Genomic DNA, 19,816 nt, shown 5'->3' on the forward strand with positions numbered 1-19,816 from the left:
AGCGTGACCAATTTTAACGACTCACGAAGAGGCCTAGTGCACGGCGATGATGCCTGCCGAGGCCCGGACGCGAAGGGACGGCCGCCGGCAACCGCCTACATCAACCGCATTGCCACGGCCGTGCCGCCGCACGACGTGCACTCCTGCTTTGTCCGCTTCGCGAGCACGCTGTTCAGCGACGAGCGCAGCCGCGTGCTGTTCGGGCGGATGGCGGACAAGGCGCAGATTTCACACCGGTTCTCCGTGCTGGCCCCGAGCGTCGAGGTGGGCGGCGCCTCGGTCGACGCGGGGCGGTTTTACCTGCGCGGCAGCTTCCCGACGACCGCAGACCGCATGCGTTTGTACGAGAAGCACGCGCCGGAGCTCGCCGCGCAGGCCGTCTCCGGCCTCGACCTCGGGAGCGCGGCCCGCCGGATCACCCATGTCATCGTGACGTCGTGTACGGGCTTTTCCGCGCCGGGCATCGACCTCGAGCTCGTCGAGCGCTTCGGCCTCGATCCATCGGTCGAGCGCACGATGATCGGCTTCATGGGGTGTTATGCGGCGATCAACGCGCTGAAGCTCGCGCGGCATATCGTGCGGTCAGCGCCCGGGGCGCGCGTGCTCGTGGTGAACGTCGAGCTGTGCACGCTGCACCTGCAGGAGGCCATCGCCATGGATCAGATGCTGTCGTTCCTCCTGTTCGGCGACGGCTGCGCCGCGGCCGTGGTCAGCGCCGAGCCGATCGGGCTCGCGCTCGACCGGCTCCACGCCGTCGTGGTGCCCGGGACGCGCGAGCTCATCACGTGGAACATCCGCGACCTCGGCTTCGAGATGTTCCTGTCCGGCCGCGTGCCGGGCGCGATCGACCGGGGGCTCAAGGCCGCCGCGGGCGCGATCCTGGACGGCGCCGCGCCAGGCGAGATCGACCTCTGGGCGGTGCACCCCGGCGGGCGGTCGGTGCTCGACGCGGTCGAGCGCGCGCTCGAGCTCGGGCCGGCGGCGCTCGCGGCGTCGCGCGACGTGCTCGCGCGCTTCGGCAACATGTCCTCGGCGACCCTCATGTTCGTGCTGCAGTCGATCGTCGCTGACGCGCGGCCGGGCATGCGCGGATGCGCCATGTCGTTCGGTCCAGGCTTGACCGCCGAGACGATGCTGTTTCATACGGACTAGACCGATGGGCGCCCTCGACTTCTCGCGTCGATCCACGCTCGACGAGCTGATGGATACCCAGCCCGTGGACTTCGAGGACTTCCGCGCTTGCCTCGTCGATCTGGCGCAGGTCAACCGGCTGACCCTCGCTCACCGGCCGACGTTCGCGTTCCTCGATCGCCTCGTCGCGCGCGGCCTGCGCGGCCTGCGCGGCCTGCCCGAGAACCGGCCGCTGGAGGTGATCGACGTCGGCAGCGGCTACGGCGACATGCTGCGGGGGATCGACGCGTGGGCCAGAGAGCGCGGCATCGCCGTCTCGCTCACCGGCGTCGACCTCAACCCGTGGTCGCGCCGGTCGGCCGTCGAGGCGACTCCGCCGGGCCGGCCGATCACCTGGGTCACCGCCGACGCCTTCGCCTACGAGCCGCCCGGCGGCATCGACGTCGTGTTGAGCTCGCTCTTCACGCACCATCTCCCCGATCCGGTGGTCGTCCGTTTCCTGGCCTGGATGGAGGCGAAGGCGCGGCTCGGCTGGTTCATCAACGATCTGCACCGCCACCCGCTGCCCTATCACTTCTTCCGCCACCTCTCGCGCCTCGCAGGCTGGCACCGCTTCGTGCAGCACGATGGCCCGGTGTCGATCGCCCGCGCCTTCTCGGCGAGCGACTGGCGGCGTCTCATCGCCGAGGCCGGGCTCGATCCGCGCGCCGTCGAGGTTCGATGGTGGATGCCGTTCCGGCTCACCGCCGGGAGGCTCAAGGTCCCGTGAACGACGCTGTGGTCGTCGGAGGAGGCCTGGCCGGGGCGGCGGTCGCGCTGCTCCTTTCGCAGGCGGGGCGCGAGGTCGCGCTGATCGAGCGCGAGGCCTGCCCGGCGGACAAGGTCTGCGGCGAGTTCCTGTCGCGCGAGGCCGCGCTCTACCTTGCGTCGTTCGGGCTCGATCTGCCGGCGCTCGGCGCGGTGCCTATCGAGGCCGTGCGCCTGGTCGAGCGCGATCGGGTCGCGGCCGCCGCGCTGCCGTTCTCCGCGCTCAGCCTGTCGCGCCGCGTGCTCGACGAGGCGCTGCTCGCGCGCGCCGCAGCGGCGGGCGCGTCGATCCGGCGGGGCGTCCGGGTCCAGGCGCTCACGCGGGCGGGCGCGGGCTGGGGGGCGCGGCTCGAGGACGGCAGCGCGATCGAGGCGCGCGCCGCGTTCCTCGCGACCGGCAAGCACGACGTCCGGGGCCTGAGGCGGCCTTCCGGGCTGCAGGACGATCTCGTCGCCTTCAAGCTGCACTGGCGGCTGTCGCCTCGGCAGGCGGCGGAGCTCGACAGGCACGTGGAGCTCGTGCTGTTCGAGGGCGGTTATGCCGGTCTGCAGCCGGTCGAGGGCGGCCGGGCGAACCTCTGCCTCCTCGTCCGCAAGAGCCGCTTCGCCGCGCTCGGGCAGCGCTGGGACCGCCTCCTTTGCGCGATGCGCGAGGGGTCGCCGCACCTCGACGCGCGGCTCGCGGGCGCGGAGCCGTGCCGGGCGCGGCCGCTCGCGCTCTCGGCGATCCCGTACGGCCATGTCCAGCGCCGCGCGGACGGGATATGGCGCCTCGGCGATCAGGCGGCGGTCATCCCCTCCTTCTCTGGAGACGGCATGTCGATCGCGCTGCACAGCGCGCGGCTCGCGACCACGGCGTACCTCGAAGGGGCGAGCGCGGAGGCGTTCCAGCGCCGGCTCTCGCGCGACGTGCTCGGGCAGGTGCTGCTCGCGACCGGCCTCTCTCACGGCCTCGTGCGGCGGCCCGGCCAGGCGGCGCTCGGCGCGGCGGCGCGCCTTTGCCCGGGCCTCATGGCGGCCGTGGCCGGGCGCACGCGCGTGTCCGAGGCGGCGCTCGTGCGCGGAGGGCTGCCGGTCGCCGCGTTGGAGGGCGGGCTCGGGCCGCTCTGCGCGACACGCTAGAGCGACAAGGATCCCGGCCGGACTCCTCGCTGGCGAAACCAGGGAGGCGGCGCGGCGGGATCGAGGAAGATCCTCCGCCGTTCAGCCTGCTTTCGGGCGGACCGGCTACTGTGCATGAGCATGGGAACCGCCGAGCCACACCCCGCCAGCCGCCGGCTCAGGCTCGTCTCCGCCCAGGGCGCCGGGGGCCAGCCCTCGCCCGCGCCCGCCCCCGCCAGCGACGAGGAGATCCTGCTCGCCTTCCAGCGCGGCGAACGAGGGATCGGGCTGCGGCTCTACGAGCACCTGCTGCCGGTCGTCGACCGGACCCTGTACCGGATCCTGGGTTGCCGCGAGCAGGACCACGCCGACCTCGTGCAGGGCGCGTTCGAGCAGATCGTGAGCACACTTACCAAACACCGGTACGCGGGGGAGTGCAGCCTGGCGGGCTGGGCGTCCGTCATCGCCTGCCATGTCGGGCTGAGCGCGCTGCGCGCCCGCCGGCGCGAGCGGAAGGTCATCGATCGCACGCCGGGGTCGCCGGAGCCTGGCGCCGGGCCCGAGCCGCCCTCGCAGGGCGCCGACCCCGAGCGCGAGGTGAGCGCGCAGCGCGATCTCGAGGCCCTGCGCCGGCACCTCGCGGCGATGGACGGCGACCGCGCGACCGCGCTGCTGCTCCACGCCATGGGCTATTCTCTCAAGGAAATCGCTGACTTGACCGGTGTTTCCGTGGCCGCGGCCCAGTCGCGGCTGTCGCGGGGGCGGCGGGAGCTCCAGGCGCGCTGTGAACCCGAGGCGGCGGCGCGACGCGACCCCGCTCGACCCGAGGAGCCACGATGAAGCAGGACGACGTTGACACCACCCCGGAGGATCGCGCCGCGGCGGCCGGCGTGGACGGCGTGGAGGCCTCGCTGCGGGCGCTGGTCGAGCAGCCGGTGCCGCCGCTGCCCAGGATCCAGGCGAGGTACCTCCAGCAGCGGATCGCCGGCCGCATCGACCAGCTCGTCGCCGACGCGGCGGAGCGGCGCGCCCGCGCCGCCCGGCGGAAGCGGGCCGCCGTGGCCGCGGCGGCGCTGGCGGCCGTCCTGGCCGCGGCGGCCGCCGGCGTCTTCATCGTGGTCCGGGCGCGCGACGCCCCGCCCGCCGCGGCGCAGGTGACGGCGCTCCAGGGCTCGGTCGAGATCGCGGCCGGGGGCGCGACCCGCTCGCCGCCGTCGCTCGCCCTCGTGCCGCTCGCGAGCGACGAGGAGCTCCGGACCGGCGAGGGCGCGCGGGCGAAGGCGTCGCTCGCGACGGGCGCCACCGTCGAGGTCGGGCCCTCGACGCGCGTGAGGTTCGCGCCGGCGGGCGCCGGGCGCGACCGCGCGGGTGACGTCGTCGCCCTCGAGCAGGGCAGGATCGCCGTCGACGTGCCGCCGCTGCCGGCAGGCACGAGCCTGTCGGTGCGCACGTCGGACGCCGTGGTCACGGTGCACGGGACGCGCTTCTCCGTCGAGCGGCGGCCCGATACCGCGGGAGAGCCCGCCGAGACGCGCGTGTCGGTCGTGGAAGGGCGGGTCGCCGTGCACCGCGGCGAGGTCGAGCGCTTCCTGAGCCCAGGCGAGACGTGGTCCTCCCGCGACGAGGAGCGCCGGTCGGACCGGCCCGCCGAGGGACGCCCGGGCGACGCGCCGGCGCCGCCTCGCGACCTCGGTCAGGACAGCGCCGCCGGCGAGGGCGGCAGGGGCGACGGGGCCGGCGAGGGCGGCGCGGGGGAGCCGCGCGCGCCGCGCGACGCGCGCCAGGCCCCGTCGCGCGCCTCGCTCACGGCCGAGAACGAGCTGCTCCAGGGCGCGATGGCGGCGCGGAGGCGCGGGCAGCCGAGGCGGGCGATCGAGCGGCTCGACCTCCTCCTCGGCCGCTACCCGGACTCGCCGCTCGCCGAGATCGCCCGCGTGGAGCGCCTGCGCGCGATCGAGATGCTCGGCGACAAGGACCGGACGGCGGCCGAGGCGCGCCGGTACCTCAAGGACTACCCGCAGGGCTTCGGGCGCGAGGAGGCCACGTCCGCCTCCCGCCCCGGCGGCGCTCGCCCCTGAGCGCCCGCGCGCGAGCCCGTCTCGATTTTTGACGAAACCCTGCCTGCTCCCGGCGCCTCCGGCGACCTTCACTTCATCGAGGAGATCATCGCGCCGGCGATCGGGTTCGCCGGCCGCGCTCCATGTCGTGCTTGCTTTCGAATTGGGAGGATCCCGATGCGTTCATTCGCGTTGACTGGGTGGTTCTGTGGTGGGCTGTTGTCGCTCGCGGCCTTCGGCTCGGGTTGCACCCTATCGGGCACAGGAGATGCTGACGGCCGCATCGTCTCCGGGGAAGACTGCGTTCCTTCGGACGACGAGGGCAGCGCGCCGGCGCCGAGCTTCCCGGGATCCGGCATGTCGGGCGCCGGCGATCCCATCACCGCGGATCTCGATCCGCTGTCGTGCGGCGCGAGCGCCCGGGGGGTCCCCGTGGACGGGACCGCCCAGGTCGACTGTTATTACACGAACAGCGACCCGACGACCCCGATGGCCTTCGTCGAGCGGGTCGTCGAGATCGCCGAGAGCGAGGAGCTCGTGCACGTGCGGCTGACGCTCAACCCCGCGTTCGTCGACAACACGTATGGCGAGACGGCGATCGGGTGGGGCGGCGGCGAGGAGCCCGGCGGCCCGCAGCCCGGCGGCCCGAAGCCCGGCGACGCGCCGAAGCCGAAGGGGCACGGGGGTCACACGTTCAAGGATCTCGTGGGCAGCGACAAGGCCCAGTTCCAGCTGACGAACGGGAAGGGAGAGCTCGTGCTCGACTTCTACGTCGATTATATCTCGGCCGACGAGGCGAGCCCCTCGGGTTATGCGTCGCTCGGCGTGCTCGGCGGAGAGGGCAAGATGCTCCTCGGAGACGCCGGCGCCGTCGTCGCGGCGACCACCTCGCTCGACCGCGATCTCAACGCGTGCGGGTACGGCGCGTACCTCGAAGACTCCCCGGAGACGGACGAGAACTACACCCCCAATTCGGAGACGCCGGACTGGGATTACCGCGTTGTCTACGACGTGTGGGTGAGCGCCTCGGCGTTCGGCGCGGCGGGCTTCGGCGACGCGACCATCAGCTATGTGCACGCCTCTCCGAGCAAGTACCCGTCGGACACGGTCACCGTGACGCCGGGGCCGTGCCCCACGCCGACGTGTGAGGGCGACGACCCGCCCGCCGGCGGCGGCGGGGGCAGCGATGCAGGTGAGGATCCGGGTGGAGGCGGGGAATGCAAGGAGTCGGGTGGGGAGTGCACGGCCAACGCGGACTGCTGCTCGGACAGCGACGTGTGCGTGAGCGGGGTGTGCGAGCCGATCGTGATCCCGCAGTGAGCCGGTGAACTCCCCGGCGCCGGCGCGCCGGCGCCGGGGAGGTGCTGACGAGCGCCTCGGCCTGGGGCATGCCCTTGAGCTCGGCGATCAACGCCCGGCGCTGCCGCTCGGTCAGCTCGGTATCGAGCACCTGGTACAGGGCGGCGATCGGGCTCGCGATCTCCCCCGAGTCATTCGGGAAGATTCACAGGGAGGCGGGGAGACGGGGAGCAAAATCCCATCAATCTCCCCGTCTCCCCGCCTCCCTGTTCAATTATTATCTAAGAATGTGACCTGGTGGCCCCCGGCGCCGTGGCCGCCGCGGCGCGCGGAGGATGCTACTTGCCCAGCAGGGCGTTCATCACCCTGTTGTAGGTCTCCTTCTTCCCGTACTGGTCGTTGAAGAGCAGCGACTGAGAGCTTTGCCCGTTGCACAGCGCCCCGCTCCAGCCGTTGAGCCACGACCTGCCGTCGTTGATCCCCCAGAAGGTGACGGCGGTGCACTTGGGCTCCTTGAAGCAGGCCGCGACAATGTCGTGGTAGTACGTGAGCTGCTCCTCCGCCGTGACCACGCCGCCGCAGCGGTTGATGTCCATCTCGGAGATCAGCACCTCCAGGCCCAGGTCGGTGAAGCGCTTCATGTTCGCCGCCACGTCCGCTCCACCGGCCTCGTTGTTCGGCGGCCCGATGTGCATCTGGAACCCGACGCCGTCGATCGGGACCCCCCGATCGACCATCCCCTTGACCATGTTGTAGACGAACTCGACCTTGTCGTTGCGCGCGTCGATGCTGTAATCGTTGTAATAGAGCTTGGCCTTCGGATCCTGCTCTCTCGCGATCTGGAAGGCGAGGTCGATGTACGATTCCCCGATCTGGTTGTAGAACACCGTGGGCCTCATGCGGGGATTGCCGACCCCGGTGTCGCTGTCGGTCTGGACGGCCTCGTTGACGACGTCCCAGTGGTCGAGCCGGTCCTTGAAGTGCCCCATCACCTGGGTGATGTGCCTGCGCATGGCCGCCTCGACGTTGGCCTTCCCGGTCATGGAGCTCATCCAGCCGGGCAGCTGGCTGTGCCACACCAGGGTGTGGCCCTTGACCTTCATGTTGTTCTGGCGCGCCCAGTTCACGATGTTGTCCGCGGAGCCCCAGCTGAAATTCCCCGCGCTGGGCTCGAGCGCGTCCCACTTCATCTCGTTCTCCGCCGTCACGTAGTTGTGCTCAGCGGCGGCGACGCGCTTGTAGTCGTTGTTACCGAGACCACCGCCGGAGATGGCCGCTCCGATCAGCAGCGGGGGGTTCGCCTTCTCACCGGCCTCCCTCAGCGTGCTGGCGCTCGCCGCGGGGACTCTGGCGCTGGCGCCGCCGCCTGTACCATCGCTGCCGCCCGCGCCGTCGCCGCCGGCGCCGCTGCCGGTCGTCGCGCCGCCGCCGCTGCCGCTCGTCGCGCCGTTGCTGGCGCTCGTCGGGTCGCCGCTGCCGGTCGTCGCGCCGCTGCTGGCGCTCGTCTCGCCGCTGCCGGTCGTCGCGCCGCTGGGGGTGCCGCTCGTCGTGCCGCCGCTGGTGGTGCCGCCCGTCGCGCCGCCGGTGCCGGTCGTCTCCCCTCCATCGCCGTCACCGCTGTCCGAGCAGCCGGCTGCACACAGGAATGCCGAGAGGAGAAGCGTAAAGGGTGCTGATCTCATGCTCGCATGCTCCAAAGTAAAATGTATTTACAAACTCACGCGACCTGGTGCCTTGATCATCCGCGGGTCCACGTCGCGCGCGGGCGGCACCCGAGGTGGTGCCGAACCGGCAGTATATCGGCCGCTGTCTCCCAAGCATACAGCTTCACGAGGTGGACCCGAAGGATAAGGGGCTCCGGAAGGGAATTCCAGGGCCGTTCGAGAAATTTGACATGGGGATAATGTGCGCCCGAGACCGAGTCGGTAGGGCGCCCCACACGCGGCTCGCCGTGCTCCTGGGGTGCACCTGCTGCTGGGGCGCACCTGCTCCCCGGAACGAGCAGGAGGTCGCCGCAGACCTCGACGATAGCGCGACGAAACGTCCTTTGGCGCCGGCGTTCAGAGGCAGCGTGGAGAGGGGAAAGTGATCTTCACATTCCGGATCTCCTGGCGCGCGGTGGCGTCTCCCGTGCCGGCGGCGAAGCCATAAAAGAACTTCGACCCGACGGGGAAGCCGGGGATGGAGAACCCCTGGAACTGGCTTTTGCCGTCGATGATCAGGCTCACCTTGCCCTGGTTGAGCTCGATCTGCGCCGTATGGAACGCGCCGTCGCCGAGCGCGACGCCGCTCGTCCCCTGGCCCAGCGAGCCGAGGACGCCTCCGTCGCAAGGCTGCGTGAGATCGTCCACGCCCACGTGGTTCTTGTTGGAATCCGTGCAACCGAGGTTGTGGTAGGTGTCGATCTCGACGCCGTAGCCGGCGAGCCCGGCCATACCGAGGCCGCCGCCGGGCTCGCCGACGGCCGTCTCTCCTGTCGTCTGGAGCATGAAGCCCATCCCGTCGCCGCTGCCGAGGCGGAACTCGAACGTCGCGGTGAAGACGTCGGCGACGAGGGGATTCCGGTAAATGATGGTGCCAGCCTGGCCGTGTCTGGCCTCGGTGAGCACGCCAGTTAGCGTGTCGGCATCCCAGAAGGCGTCCCCATTGAAGGACCACCTGTCCGGCGGTGAGGCCATGTCCGCGGCGAGGCTCACGCCGCAGGCGGTTCCAGCGGGGCACGTGCCCTCGTCGCGCTGCCCATCGCAATCGTTGTCGGCGAGGTCGCACACCTCCGGCGCCGGGACACACCCGGGGCCTGGCTCGTCGGGGCCTGGCGCTTCCGGGCCTGGCTCCTCGAGGCCTGGCTCCTCGAGGCCTGGCTCCAGGAGGATGTCGCTCCGACCGCCGCACATGGACACGGCGGCGGCGAGCGCCGGAAGCAGGAAGAGTGCCTTTGTGCGCGCTCGACGGCCTGCGCCTGCCGCCGCGTGTGAAGCGCGGAGTGGCTGTGAAGATTGCATGTGCTCTCGATCCTCAGCGCGACCGCGGAGCGCGTGGATGATGCAACACCCTCGCGCCAGCACGCCTGCGCGGCAGCCTACCAGATCGAGGCGAGCGCACCTCCAGGAATCCGGGGGGTTGAAGGTCGGGATCTTGCCGAGCACGACGCGGCCGCGCCCTCTCCGGGCGTTCGACCGGCGTGCGTCTCGACGAGCGGCGCCGGTCCATGGCATGGATGGGCCTCATGGCCGAGCGATCCATCTCGATCCCGATCGTCGATAGCAGCCCTGTCTCCGGCGTGATCCACGTCCCGAGGACGCGGGCGAAGCGCTCCGGCGTGGCGGTCGTCCTCGGCCATGGCGCCGGCAACGACATGAACGCGCCCCTCGTGGTCGACGTCGCCGGGCGGCTTTTGGCGCGCGGGCACACCGTGCTCCGCTTCAATTTCGTCTACAAGGAGCTCGGCCGGAAGGCGCCCGATCGGCAGCCGCTCCTCGAGAAGGCGTTCGAGGCGGCGATCGAGAGGGCGCTCGAGGACGCGCCGGAGCGCCTCGTGATCGGCGGCAAATCGATGGGCGGGCGGATCGCGTCGCTCCTCGCTGCACGCGGCGTCCGCGCGGACGGGCTGCTGTTCCTCGGCTATCCGCTCCACCCCGCGGGCAAGCGCTCCCCGCTCCGGGACGCGCACCTCCCCGCGATCCCCGCGCCGCTCCTGTTCCTTCAGGGCACGCGCGACCCGCTGTGTGATCTCGCGCTCCTCCGGCCCGTCCTGAAGCGCCTCGGGCAGCGGGCCAGCCTGCACGTGATCGAGGGCGGCGACCACTCGCTCGATCTCCTCAAGTCCGCGGGGCGGACCAGGGAGAGCGTGCTCGAGGAGATCGACCTGGCGATCGACGGTTGGCTGAAGGCGCGGGTCCTCGCCGCGCGCCCGAAGGCGCCGTGACGGCGAGGGCCCGCCGCACGGCGCGCCGGATCTCTGGAGGGACAGGGCATGAGCTTTCGCATCTATGTACTGGGGAGCCGATGAGCCGCCGCCGTCGTCGCGCTCGCGGCGCGGCGCGGCGTCAATTGATGATCGCCGGGTCCTCGATCGTGAAGCACTCGACCGACGACGCCGCGTATTTGATCGCGTTGTACCAGAACTGCGAGATCTGGAAGACCTGCGCCGCTGATCGCTCGTAGCAGGCGCTGTTCGGGTCCGTGTACATCTGCGGATTGAGGCACGCCGCCGTCCCGCGCCACTGGCCCGAGTAGGTCACCCACTCGTCGCCGAACACGACGACATGGCCCTTGCCGATCTCCTCGTGCACCGCGAAATTGTTCCTGCCGTCGGTGCTATCGACGATCGCGGTCGTCGATTTGATCGAGCGCGCGATATAGGCGCCCACGCTCTGGATGTTCCTGCCGATCGGCGTGTCCTGATTCCAGGTGCCCACGGCCACGGGGAGGTCGCCGCCGAGCGGCAGCGAGCCGCCCCAGCAGTTGCAGTTTGCGCAGCCGTTCCGCGCAGGATCGAGCAGGCCGTCGGCATTGAACTGGATGTCGGTGAACGAGAGGAGCTGGTTGGTCGCCGTGATGTCGTGGATGGTGCATCCCTGCCCATTGCACTGATAACCGCTCAGCGCGATGAGGCCGCCGCCGTTGTTGACCCAGTCCTTGAGCGCGTTCACCTCGTCCGGCGAGAACTGCCACGGCGCCCCGTCGTCGTTCTGGGCGCCCTTCGTCACCATCCACTGGAGGAGGATCACGTCGTACTTGGCGAGAAACTCGGCCGTGAGCGTGGGCTTCTCTCGGTTGTAGTTGTCGACCTGGGCCGTGCTCTGCGTGTTGAGCCAATCCTGGAGCGCCGTGGTGCTGTCGCTGCTGCACGGGCCCCAGACGCCTTCGCGGCCGATCGACGCGATGTTGATGCAGGTGCAGTTGCCCGCGTCGTCGCAGGTCGTCTGGTGACCGGCGTCGGGCGGCGGGTCGCCGCCCGGCCCTGTGCTCGTCAGCCCGATCTCGCCGCCGATATCGTCGCCGGTGCTGGTGCTGCTGACGCTGCTGGTGCTGCTGCCGCCGGCGCCGCCGGCGCCCTGGCCGACCGCGCCATTCCCCGTTGTGTTGCCGTTGCCGCCTGATGAACAGGCGATGACTGGCAGCCAGAGCGCTGCGAGCACAGCGCCGCAACGCGTCGCGAAATGAAGTCTTGTCATGATGCCTGAGACTACCACTCCCCGCGCCTGGCCGGAGATCCAAAATGGGGGAGGCTCTCCACCCGAAACGCTACAGGGTGCTTGATTTCCAGCTCCAGCCGCGCGAGCTCCTTGCGCGATAGCTCCGGCGTGAGAGTCGCCCCATGCTCTACCGGCCGGACAGGCGCGAGCAACGGCACGAGCGTGGCGATCGACCCTCGCGGTGTCTTGGGCGCAGCTATGCGCAGGTGTGGCTGCGGGTGCGTGTGGTGTGGGCGAAAGAAGGCGGTGTTAGAGGAACGGTCGGGAGTGCGGGCGCCGGAAGCGTGCTACGCGGTTTCGTGAGCTCTCGCAGGGCTTGCGTTTGGCACACAGCGTTAGACGTCGACGCGCCGGGTCTGCCGGGAGAATTGAAGCTCTCACCGGAGGGTGTCGACACCTTGCCGGAGAGTTGAAGTTCGATCTGGAGGGTGTCGACAAGGCGGTGGCCGGGCCAGGTCGGAACGGGCGGCCGGATACGCCGGAATACGCAATGCGGGATTCCATCTGGGCGAAATCCTTCGGACGAGCGGCTGTGATGCCCGACCCCCGTCTGTGCTTCACAGGCTGCGAGTAGGGCGGCGCTGCCGAGAGCGCGGCGGTCGACGCGGCAGCGCGCGACGACGCGAGCTCGTCCCGAAATGTGCCTCGGATTCGACAGCAATGTCGCTGCGGAGCTCGACGAGACTGCCGCAAACGTTGCCGCGACCGAGCCAGTCGTTTATGTCTGGGAGGGGCCTTTCTGGGAGGGCCGGCGCTTGCCGGATGCGTTGAGAGGCCCTTCGCGACGCACGCCAAGGTCCAGAGTGTCGTCCCCTCGAGGAGATTTTCTCATGTGGCGCCATGAATTGAGGAACTGGGTGGCTGCCTGGATCACCCGGACGGCGGTTCGGCCGGCATCCACGGTCATCGCCGCTGCTGCCGCGGCGCTCGCCCTCGAGGGCTGCACGTTCGGCGATGACCCGCAGAGGGCGCAGCCCATCGTCGGGAACTGGTTCGATCAGCACTGCATCCCCGCGGAGTGCTTGCTCGAATGTTGCCAGGGGTGGAGTTATTCTAGAAAGCCGCTCCTCCACGGAGGACAGTGGTATGGCACTCAGTGCGAGAACGTTCGGAGTAAAAATGCTGCCTATTCGGAGTACGTTTCTTTGATGTTGGACGTCCAGAATTGGTGCACTGAGGACTTTACCTACTTCGAGTCGGGATACTGTGCAGTCGTTGAGCCCCCCGACGTCGTCAAAGAGTTCGGCCCCGATGGACAGCCCGTGTATGCGGGGTTGAGCTTCTTGGTCTGCCCGCCGAGGGGACAGCCAGCGGCGCACCCGATGGAGGATGTGGAGATCATCCCCGAGGAGTGAGGGGGTAGTGATGGTCATGCCTGCGCGCATCCTCGCGACCGCCATCATCGTCGCCTCCGCCTTCGTCCGACCCTCGAAGGTCTTTGCCCACGAGGGCCCCTGCACGGCCCCCGAGCCCTTCAATGGGTTCTGGGGCGGTGGGCAGGTTCAAGTGAGAGAGCGCGTGGCGGGAATTCCGCTCCTCGCCACGACACGCTTATGGTACAGGCAGATACGATACTCTCCCTGCGCCAGCGGGATTCCCGTGTTCCCTCCTGGGGTCGGCGAAGCGAGCATCAGCGTGGGGGTCCCTCTCTTCGACAACCGGCGCGGCGGGTTGCTTCTGCAAATGGCCGCCCGGGGGCAGGGCTCGCAGAGGTCGAACGAACCCGTGAGCGGTGTCATCACGGGCGCACCCGCCACCGCGGGCCACATCAACCTTTGGGAGACCTCGCTGCCGTTGATCCAGCTCACGGGGGCTGTGTCGGCGGCCATCATGCCGCAGTCCTCAGACGTTCCCCTGTCGATTGCGTATTGGGGCGGTGTGCGGTTCTACGCTCTTCATAACAAGCACGCGCAAGCGAACTTGGGGATCATGGTCGGCGGCAAGAGTGCTGTTGTCAACGCTGTCCCCTCGCTCGCGGTCCGGGGCAGCGAGCTGGCGATATGGAGTCATAAGGTTGCGATCGGATTAGAGCTCCGCTCACCCATCGAGTTCTCTGGTGGCCCGATACCCGTTCGGTGGCGGCTCTGGGGCGCCTTGACCTTCGCGCTCGACAAGCTGGAAGACCACGCGCGCGACACGCAAACGCACCGGCCTTCCTTCGACCTGGTCCGTTCACCCGTCGAAGCCGCCCCACCCACCCAGACGGCCTGGGAGATGACATTGTGATCACCTCCGTTCATTCGGCAGACAGTCCGAATCTTTTGCGGCATCTGCGGAATGTCTCTTGCACCTCGTTGGTCAAGTTGTTCTTTGTCTTAATTGCGCGGTTTTGTTGTGACTGTGAGATTCTGAATTTTTCTTCTTGCGTTAGCTCGTCTTCGTTCAGATGTTCTGGAAAGCCCTCGAATTTTGAGCACTTTTCGAGGCTATTGACGAGAAACTCTCCAACCTCCGCCTCGTCCACGCATGACGCGCTGTATGTCAAGACGAACAGCAAGTTGCTGTGATCTGTGATGGTGCCGCAAACATGGGCATTGGCCAAGGTCTCTCGTGTTATGCATTCCTTTAACTCCTTTTGCAGTGCCTCGACCTTGGCGGTCTTCTCCGATCCGGCGTCGTCCGCTTCTCCCGGAGGAGACGCCGCCGTGGCCGGCGGGATGGCTGTCGGTTTCGCGCGCGCTCTCAATTCTCGTCGGCACGCAGCGAGCGCTCGCTTCACCTCCGCATCAGGGATGGACGCCGCGCTCTTGTCCATGGCTGGAGGTCTGCGCTCCCTCGTCGCCCAGCCGACCAGCACGCCACCACCAAAGACGAGGCCGAGCACGGCCACCGCGATGAGGAGACGAACCACGAGGCCAGCGCTCTTGGGGCGTTCGCTCATGCGTCAATCTCCCTGAGGCTTCGGTGCCTGCTTCAGCATCGGAGGGAGCTTCGGGGGCGTCTCCGTGCACGTCCAGACGAACTCTTTCAGGCTGCGGAGCAGATCGTCTTCGGTGAGCGTCTCACGAACCCGGATCGCCTCGGCGACGAGGCTCGATTCTTTCTTCGTGAGCTCGTTCGCGCGAAAATACGCGGGAACGTCCGAAAGCGCCGCGCAGCTCTCGAAGTTCTTTTCGATGAGATCGGCAGACCTGGACTTCGGCCCGCACATCAATCCATCCTTGGGCAAAGCCATCAGCGCTTTGAACTGGCGAGCCGCGGCGCTGCAAAGCTCAGCGTCGACCAGGATCTCGCTTTTTCTGCACCGTTTCAGCTCCACCTCGAGCTCATCCACGGTGGCCGCTCGTTCGGGAGTGTCTTGTCTCTCTTCACCCGGAGGAGCCTCGGCCGCCGAGGCGGTCGCTCGCGGTTCCGAACGCGCTGCCAGCTCTTCTCGACATGCAGCGAGCGCTCTCCGGTCTCTCCGCACCCAGGGATCCGAAGGAGGCTCCGCTCTCTTCTCCTTCGCTGGCGGCGTCCGGTCCAGGAGGGATCTGCCGACCAGTACGCCAGAGCCAAAGGCAGGGACGAGCAGAAGCGTCGCTGCGAGAACACGAATGACGTGACCCGTTTTCTTGGCGTTCTCCGTCACGACCCGCCCTCTGCTCCAGCCTGCTTTTCCTCCGCGGCGCGCGCCTCGTTCAGCGCGAACAGCCGGTCGATCAGCGCGTCCTCGAACGCGCTCCGCGCCTGCCGCTCTCCCGGGCTCGCGGGCGCCGCGTACGGGGGGACCTCCACGCCGTCGAACCCGTAGGCCGCCAGGACGGCCCGGTCCATCTCCTCGTGGAGGCCGCGCAGCTCGACGATGCTCGGCTCGTTGCACCTTGGATCCTTGATGAGGTTGTACGTCTCCGTCAGCCCCAGCCGCGACGCCAGCATCCACCGCGCGCGGGCCGCGTAGAGGCGCTCGCCGGCGGCCTCGACGCGGCCGCCCTCGGCGAGGTGGTCCGGGCGAGGGAAGGGGAACGTCTCCACGCAGTCCGACGGCGCGTACCGGAGGCCCTCTCCCATCGTCGAGGAGAGCAGCCGTGCCCACGTCTCGTGCGCGCGCGACTGGAGGACGGCGAAGCGCGCATGGTCGTCGATCGCGAACACACACAGCTGGTCCGAGAACGTCCGGCCCGCGGGCTGGAAGGCGAAGCACAGGTGCTTCGTCACCCGCGCCGCGACGAGGCACCGCTCGAGCGGCGCGATCCTGCGCCGGAGCTCAGGCCGCGTGTTGGCGAACTGCCACCAGCGCGCCCGGTGGCCGGCGTCGATCCCGGTGCCCTTCAGGCGATCCCGCGCCGGCTTTACCCGGCTCCGCACGATCGAGAGCAGCGCGGGCCACCGGCCGGCCTCCTCGAGCCCGCGCTCGCCGAAGTCGATCACGTGACGGTGCGGGCTGTGCGAAGGGGACGAGTTGACCTCCTCGCCGCCGAGGAACGGGCGGAGCACCTCGCCGGCCGCAGGATCACCCGCGGAGAGCGCCCGCGCCTCGCCCTCGGTCAGGACGAAGCCGTCGCCCCGGAGGAAGCAGCCGATGAAGCACAGATCCCGGCTGGCCCCGAGCGGGCGCGGATCGGGGCGCTCGGGCATCGCGCGCAGGTGCGAGTTGATGTGGCCCACGGGCACGCCGTCGAGCCGCGGCGGCGGCACGCCGTCGCCCGGCGACATGCCCAGCGCGAGGTGGACGACGGCGACGTGGACCGCGGCGTCTCCCGGCCACGGGACGCTGCGCACGGCGTGGTAGATGATCGCGCCCCCCGCCTCGACGAGCGGCCTGAGGCCCGAACGCCGGGTGTCGCCCTGAGCTATCGTGTTCGTGGCGATGAGCCCCACCGTCCCGCGGCGCCCGAGCAGCGCGGCCGCGCGGCGGAAGAAGTGGGCCGCCAGATCGGTGTTCTTCGTGGCGCCGTGCAGCTGCTCGAGCCACGCGGCGTAGAGCTCGCCGTGATCCGTCGAGATCCGCTTCCCGCCCAGGAACGGCGGGTTCCCGACGAACGCGCCGAGCCGCGCCGGCCGCGGCTCGCGGGCGCCGCGCGGCCCGTCCGGGCGCGGCTCCTCGAACACCTCCGGGAGCTCCAGCGGCCAGTGGAACGCAGGCAGCGGCGGCGGCCCCCCGGGCGTCCCCTCGCGGAGCGCCCGCTGCATCGACAGGAGCTCTTCCGAAGGCGGACCGCCGCCGCGGAGCCATGCGATCGCGAGCTCGGCCCGCCGATCGCGCTCCTTCAGCCGGTCACGGTCCTTCTCGTGCGCGAAGAACGCCCCCACGACGAGGTCGCCGAGCAGCCGCGCCCGGGCGATCGCCTCGTCCGCCGCCTTGGCGAGCCGCGCTCGCCGGCGCGCGGCGTCGGCGTCGCCGCCTTCCGGGACGCCCGGCCCTCCCGGGTTTCGCAGGCTCGCCGGGAGCTGCGCTTCGTCGCCTTCCGGGACGTCCGACCCTCCCGGGTCTCGCAGCCTCGCCGGATGCTCCGCCTCCTCGGCGAGCCGCCGCCGCAGCTCGAGCGCCCGCGCCAGCGCGGCGTCTATCGCCTCGCAGAACGGCGGCGCCGGCGCCGCGGGCTTCCAGTGGAAGCCGCGCAGCTGGGCAAGGTCGAGGCCGACGAGCGAGTCGCCGTGCCGGAGGGCGTGATCGACGAACGTGAACGGCTCGTCCTGCGCGCGCGTCACGAGCCAGAGCGACAGCCTCGCCAGGCTCACCGCAAAGGGGTTCTTGTCGGCGCCGTACAGGCAGCGCCGCGCGACGAGCCGCCGCGCGTGGCTCACGGCGCCCTCGCCCGGCAGGGCGAGCCGCGCCGCCGCCGCCGCGTCGCCGCGCGCGGCCTCGCGCGTCCAGGCGGCCACCACCTGGTCGGCCAGGTACCGGCACGCCTCCATGAGGAACGCGCCGGAGCCCATCGCCGGATCGCAGATCGCGAGCCGGAGGAGCGCCTCGGACGCGGGCTCCTCGCCCAGCTGCCGGAGCAGCGGCTCGAGCGTCCGCGCGACGATCGGCGCGGACAGGCTCCTCGGGGTGTAATGCGAGCTCGTCCGCCGCCGCTCGGCGATCGGCTGGAGGAACAGCCGCCCCGCCCCGAGCACGTCGGTGTCCCTCGCGCGCAGCGGTCCGAGCGCCTCGAGGACGCCGGCCGCGGTCTCCGCGGCGACGAGCGCCCCCCCGAGCCTCCCCGCCTCCCGCCGCGAGATGCCCGCCCGCTCGGCGAGCCACGCCGCCCGTCGCGCCGTCGGCTGCGCGAGCGCCTCGGCCGCGCCCACCCAGACCCTGTCGGGCCGGAGGCACACCGTCGGTCCGGCGGCGCGCTCGACCCGGTAGCCCATGAGCGCCTCGTAGAGGCCGCCGAGCTGCTCGACGTCGATCGCCCGGTACGACAGCGGGCGCCCATCGAGCACGAGGAGCCGCTCGAGCACCGCGTGCACCGTGCCGTCGTCCACCGACGGCGCGCGCGGCGCCGCGGGGTCGTCTGGCGACGCGTGTTCCAGGAACGGGTATCGCTCGGGGTCGAAGAGCTGCCCTCCCCGCGCCGGCAGGGTCAGCTCGGGGCGGCGGAGCCCGTGGAAGATCGCGCGGAACAGCGCGACGAGCCGCGGCCACGCCCCGAAGCGCCGCCGCAGCGCGCCCGGGCGCGCGCCGCGCTCCGCCGCGAGCTCCTGGAACAGCGGGCGCACGCCGAGGTGCGCCGCGTAGTACGGGTCCGAGGCCGGCAGGAGCCCGCGGTCCTCCGCGTGCAGCAGGAACACGAGCCGGAGGATCGCGGTGAGCAGGCCGCCGTGGAGGTGCTCCGGACCGCGGGCGAGCGCGTCCTCGAGCGCGCCCGCCCTGTCACGCTCGGCCGCGTCCTCGAAGCCGCGGAGCAGGACGCCGAGCGCGTCGAAGGCCCGATCCGCGAGCGCGCCCGCGACGTCTGCCTGCTGCGCCCTGCTGTCCCCGGGGACGGGCTGATCCATGCCGAGCGCCCGGAGTGTACGCCAGCGCCGCGCGATCCGCTGCAGGTTTTACCTGCGCGCGGCCTTCAGGGCTTGATCTTCGCCGCGAGCGCTCGTGTGACCGCCGGCCTCGCCTTGATCGCCTTCTCCCAGCGCGCGAGGTTCGGATACGGCTCGATCGCTACCCCCATGCGCGCGGCCCCGGAGATCCACGGAAACGTGGCGATGTCCGCGATCGAGTACTCGTCGGCGAGGTACTCGGACTCGGCGAGGCGGCCGTCGAGCACCTTGTAGATGCGGTCCTGCTCGTTCTGATAGCGCTCGATCGCGTAGGGGATCTTCTCTGGCGCGGCGCTGCGAAAATGGCCGACCTGGCCGAGCATCGGCCCCACCGAGCCCATCTGGAACATCAGCCACTCGATGACGCGCGAGCGGCCCGGCTCGCTCGCGGGCAGGAGCTTGCCCGTCTTCTCGGCGAGGTAGATGAGGATCGCGCCCGACTCGAAGACGGTGACTGGCCCGCTCGGGTAGTCGTGATCCCGGAGCGCGGGGATCTTCCCGTTGGGGTTGATGCGCAGGTACTCCGGCGTTTTCTGCGCGCCGGACCCGATGTCGATCGGCTTGATCTGGTAGGCGAGCCCGAGCTCCTCGAGGAGGATGACGGGCTTGTAGCCGTTCGGCGTGGTCCACGTGTACAGGTCGATCATCTGGCTCTCCCTCCCCATGCGCGGTGCCCGCGGCACCTGTGCCGTAGCTGTGGGGGATGGTCCTCGGGTGACCCGCGGAGGTCAAGCGAGGGCTGAACGGTCGTCGCGCTCCCCCTCGCGCAGCACGTCGATTTCACCCGAGCGAATTCGCGCGAGCGAGGCGCCGGGCGCGCCCAGCACGTCGCCGATGTCGCCGCCAGCGCCGGCTGGTCGGCCCTCCCCGATGCCCAGGACCGCAAGTATCGGAACGCCGGCCGGGAATCGCCCTGGCAATGGGTCTTCCCAACCGCGGCGGCTTGGCCGTCCGCAGCGCATCGACGGGCCCGTCGGTCCGAGTTTGTGAACGGACCGGTAGGTGTCCGGCAACCTCCTGATGAGACGGCCGCCGTATCATCCTGGCGCGACGCGGTGCGACGCCTCCGGCTGCGCGTCCGCCGTGCCCCCTCCGGGCGCCGCCGGATCCCTGGAAGGGCGGCGACCGCGGCCGGTGTTAGACGGATCTACTCTACGGCGCTGGACAGCATTTGGACCTTGCGGCGCAGAGCTGGTCTGTGAGATTTTTCGTGGGGGGAGGTCCCCAAAGGCGACGAACTAGACAGTCCTGGTCCCGCGGCTTCGGTTGACCAGTCGA

Annotated in this window: 16 protein-coding genes; 9 read left to right on the plus strand and 7 right to left on the minus strand. The window is 70.3% G+C overall.

Annotated elements, in window-relative coordinates; all coding sequences use genetic code 11:
• Positions 1 to 36 precede the first annotated feature (36 nt).
• From WME73_RS12045 to WME73_RS12070, 6 genes are all read left to right on the plus strand, one after another.
• Positions 37 to 1,152 (plus strand): type III polyketide synthase, encoded by a 1,116-nt coding sequence (locus tag WME73_RS12045; protein WP_437915783.1) that lies wholly within the window; start codon positions 37 to 39, stop codon positions 1,150 to 1,152.
• A gap of 4 nt (positions 1,153 to 1,156) precedes the next feature.
• Positions 1,157 to 1,900: a methyltransferase domain-containing protein gene (locus WME73_RS12050; RefSeq protein WP_437915784.1), complete on the plus strand. Its 744-nt coding sequence runs from the start codon at positions 1,157 to 1,159 to the stop codon at positions 1,898 to 1,900.
• A complete protein-coding gene (locus tag WME73_RS12055; RefSeq protein ID WP_437745614.1) occupies positions 1,897 to 3,060 on the plus strand; it encodes an NAD(P)/FAD-dependent oxidoreductase in 1,164 nt (387 codons plus the stop codon). The genes WME73_RS12050 and WME73_RS12055 overlap by 4 nt, the downstream gene beginning before the upstream one ends.
• Before the next feature lie 120 nt (positions 3,061 to 3,180).
• Positions 3,181 to 3,879 (plus strand): RNA polymerase sigma factor, encoded by a 699-nt coding sequence (locus WME73_RS12060; RefSeq protein ID WP_437915785.1) that lies wholly within the window; start codon positions 3,181 to 3,183, stop codon positions 3,877 to 3,879.
• Positions 3,876 to 5,117 carry a FecR domain-containing protein gene (locus tag WME73_RS12065; RefSeq protein ID WP_437915786.1) on the plus strand — a complete coding sequence of 414 codons (1,242 nt, stop codon included), beginning with the start codon at positions 3,876 to 3,878 and terminating at the stop codon, positions 5,115 to 5,117. Before WME73_RS12060 ends, WME73_RS12065 begins: the two co-directional genes overlap by 4 nt.
• A 156-nt stretch (positions 5,118 to 5,273) precedes the next feature.
• The gene (locus WME73_RS12070; RefSeq protein WP_437915787.1) at positions 5,274 to 6,416 is read left to right on the plus strand and encodes a hypothetical protein; all 1,143 of its coding nucleotides are present in this window, start codon (positions 5,274 to 5,276) and stop codon (positions 6,414 to 6,416) included.
• A 317-nt stretch (positions 6,417 to 6,733) separates the two neighbouring features.
• Here the strand turns inward: WME73_RS12070 and WME73_RS12075 are convergent, their stop codons facing one another.
• Together WME73_RS12075 and WME73_RS12080 are read right to left on the minus strand one after the other, a co-directional pair.
• Complete coding sequence (locus tag WME73_RS12075) at positions 6,734 to 8,077, minus strand: endo-1,4-beta-xylanase (RefSeq protein ID WP_437915788.1); 1,344 nt, start codon at positions 8,075 to 8,077, stop codon at positions 6,734 to 6,736.
• A 378-nt stretch (positions 8,078 to 8,455) separates the two neighbouring features.
• Positions 8,456 to 9,289 carry an L-type lectin-domain containing protein gene (locus WME73_RS12080; protein WP_437917382.1) on the minus strand — a complete coding sequence of 278 codons (834 nt, stop codon included), beginning with the start codon at positions 9,287 to 9,289 and terminating at the stop codon, positions 8,456 to 8,458.
• A gap of 332 nt (positions 9,290 to 9,621) precedes the next feature.
• Between WME73_RS12080 and WME73_RS12085 the strand changes: the two genes are divergently transcribed.
• The gene (locus WME73_RS12085; protein WP_437915789.1) at positions 9,622 to 10,320 is read left to right on the plus strand and encodes an alpha/beta hydrolase family protein; all 699 of its coding nucleotides are present in this window, start codon (positions 9,622 to 9,624) and stop codon (positions 10,318 to 10,320) included.
• A gap of 121 nt (positions 10,321 to 10,441) precedes the next feature.
• On the opposite strand, the gene WME73_RS12090 is transcribed toward WME73_RS12085, so the two are convergent.
• Positions 10,442 to 11,572, minus strand: a complete 1,131-nt coding sequence (locus WME73_RS12090) for a hypothetical protein (protein ID WP_437915790.1) — start codon at positions 11,570 to 11,572, stop codon at positions 10,442 to 10,444.
• Between the two features lie 851 nt (positions 11,573 to 12,423).
• Here WME73_RS12090 and WME73_RS12095 point away from each other — a divergent pair.
• On the plus strand, positions 12,424 to 12,948 hold the full coding sequence (locus tag WME73_RS12095; RefSeq protein ID WP_437915791.1) for a hypothetical protein: 525 nt from the start codon (positions 12,424 to 12,426) through the stop codon (positions 12,946 to 12,948).
• 370 nt (positions 12,949 to 13,318) lie between these two features.
• Positions 13,319 to 13,819: a hypothetical protein gene (locus tag WME73_RS12100; RefSeq protein ID WP_437915792.1), complete on the plus strand. Its 501-nt coding sequence runs from the start codon at positions 13,319 to 13,321 to the stop codon at positions 13,817 to 13,819.
• A 10-nt stretch (positions 13,820 to 13,829) separates the two neighbouring features.
• Here WME73_RS12100 and WME73_RS12105 read toward each other — a convergent pair whose 3' ends face one another.
• From WME73_RS12105 to WME73_RS12120, 4 genes are all read right to left on the minus strand, one after another.
• Positions 13,830 to 14,474, minus strand: coding sequence for a hypothetical protein (locus WME73_RS12105; protein ID WP_437915793.1), 645 nt, complete (start codon positions 14,472 to 14,474; stop codon positions 13,830 to 13,832).
• A gap of 3 nt (positions 14,475 to 14,477) precedes the next feature.
• Positions 14,478 to 15,164 carry a hypothetical protein gene (locus tag WME73_RS12110; RefSeq protein ID WP_437915794.1) on the minus strand — a complete coding sequence of 229 codons (687 nt, stop codon included), beginning with the start codon at positions 15,162 to 15,164 and terminating at the stop codon, positions 14,478 to 14,480.
• Positions 15,161 to 18,499, minus strand: a complete 3,339-nt coding sequence (locus WME73_RS12115) for a DNA methyltransferase (protein ID WP_437915795.1) — start codon at positions 18,497 to 18,499, stop codon at positions 15,161 to 15,163. Before WME73_RS12115 ends, WME73_RS12110 begins: the two co-directional genes overlap by 4 nt.
• A gap of 65 nt (positions 18,500 to 18,564) precedes the next feature.
• Entirely contained in the window at positions 18,565 to 19,185 is a 621-nt protein-coding gene (locus WME73_RS12120; protein WP_437915796.1) for a glutathione S-transferase family protein, read from the minus strand.
• Between the last annotated feature and the right edge of the window lie 631 nt (positions 19,186 to 19,816).

Source organism: Sorangium sp. So ce302, from assembly GCF_051530145.1.
Taxonomy (GTDB): domain Bacteria; phylum Myxococcota_A; class Polyangia; order Polyangiales; family Polyangiaceae; genus Sorangium; species Sorangium cellulosum_B.

Bases quoted from the DNA above. Each gene is read 5' to 3' on its own strand.
- WME73_RS12105 (WP_437915793.1), bottom strand. From the start codon at position 14,474: ATGAGCGAACGCCCCAAGAGCGCTGGCCTCGTGGTTCGTCTCCTCATC.
- WME73_RS12065 (WP_437915786.1), top strand. From the start codon at position 3,876: ATGAAGCAGGACGACGTTGACACCACCCCGGAGGATCGCGCCGCGGCG.
- WME73_RS12095 (WP_437915791.1), top strand. From the start codon at position 12,424: ATGTGGCGCCATGAATTGAGGAACTGGGTGGCTGCCTGGATCACCCGG.
- WME73_RS12090 (WP_437915790.1), bottom strand. From the start codon at position 11,572: ATGACAAGACTTCATTTCGCGACGCGTTGCGGCGCTGTGCTCGCAGCG.
- WME73_RS12080 (WP_437917382.1), bottom strand. From the start codon at position 9,289: ATGTGCGGCGGTCGGAGCGACATCCTCCTGGAGCCAGGCCTCGAGGAG.
- WME73_RS12085 (WP_437915789.1), top strand. From the start codon at position 9,622: ATGGCCGAGCGATCCATCTCGATCCCGATCGTCGATAGCAGCCCTGTC.
- WME73_RS12115 (WP_437915795.1), bottom strand. From the start codon at position 18,499: ATGGATCAGCCCGTCCCCGGGGACAGCAGGGCGCAGCAGGCAGACGTC.
- WME73_RS12060 (WP_437915785.1), top strand. From the start codon at position 3,181: ATGGGAACCGCCGAGCCACACCCCGCCAGCCGCCGGCTCAGGCTCGTC.
- WME73_RS12050 (WP_437915784.1), top strand. From the start codon at position 1,157: ATGGGCGCCCTCGACTTCTCGCGTCGATCCACGCTCGACGAGCTGATG.
- WME73_RS12120 (WP_437915796.1), bottom strand. From the start codon at position 19,185: ATGATCGACCTGTACACGTGGACCACGCCGAACGGCTACAAGCCCGTC.
- WME73_RS12075 (WP_437915788.1), bottom strand. From the start codon at position 8,077: ATGAGATCAGCACCCTTTACGCTTCTCCTCTCGGCATTCCTGTGTGCA.
- WME73_RS12070 (WP_437915787.1), top strand. From the start codon at position 5,274: ATGCGTTCATTCGCGTTGACTGGGTGGTTCTGTGGTGGGCTGTTGTCG.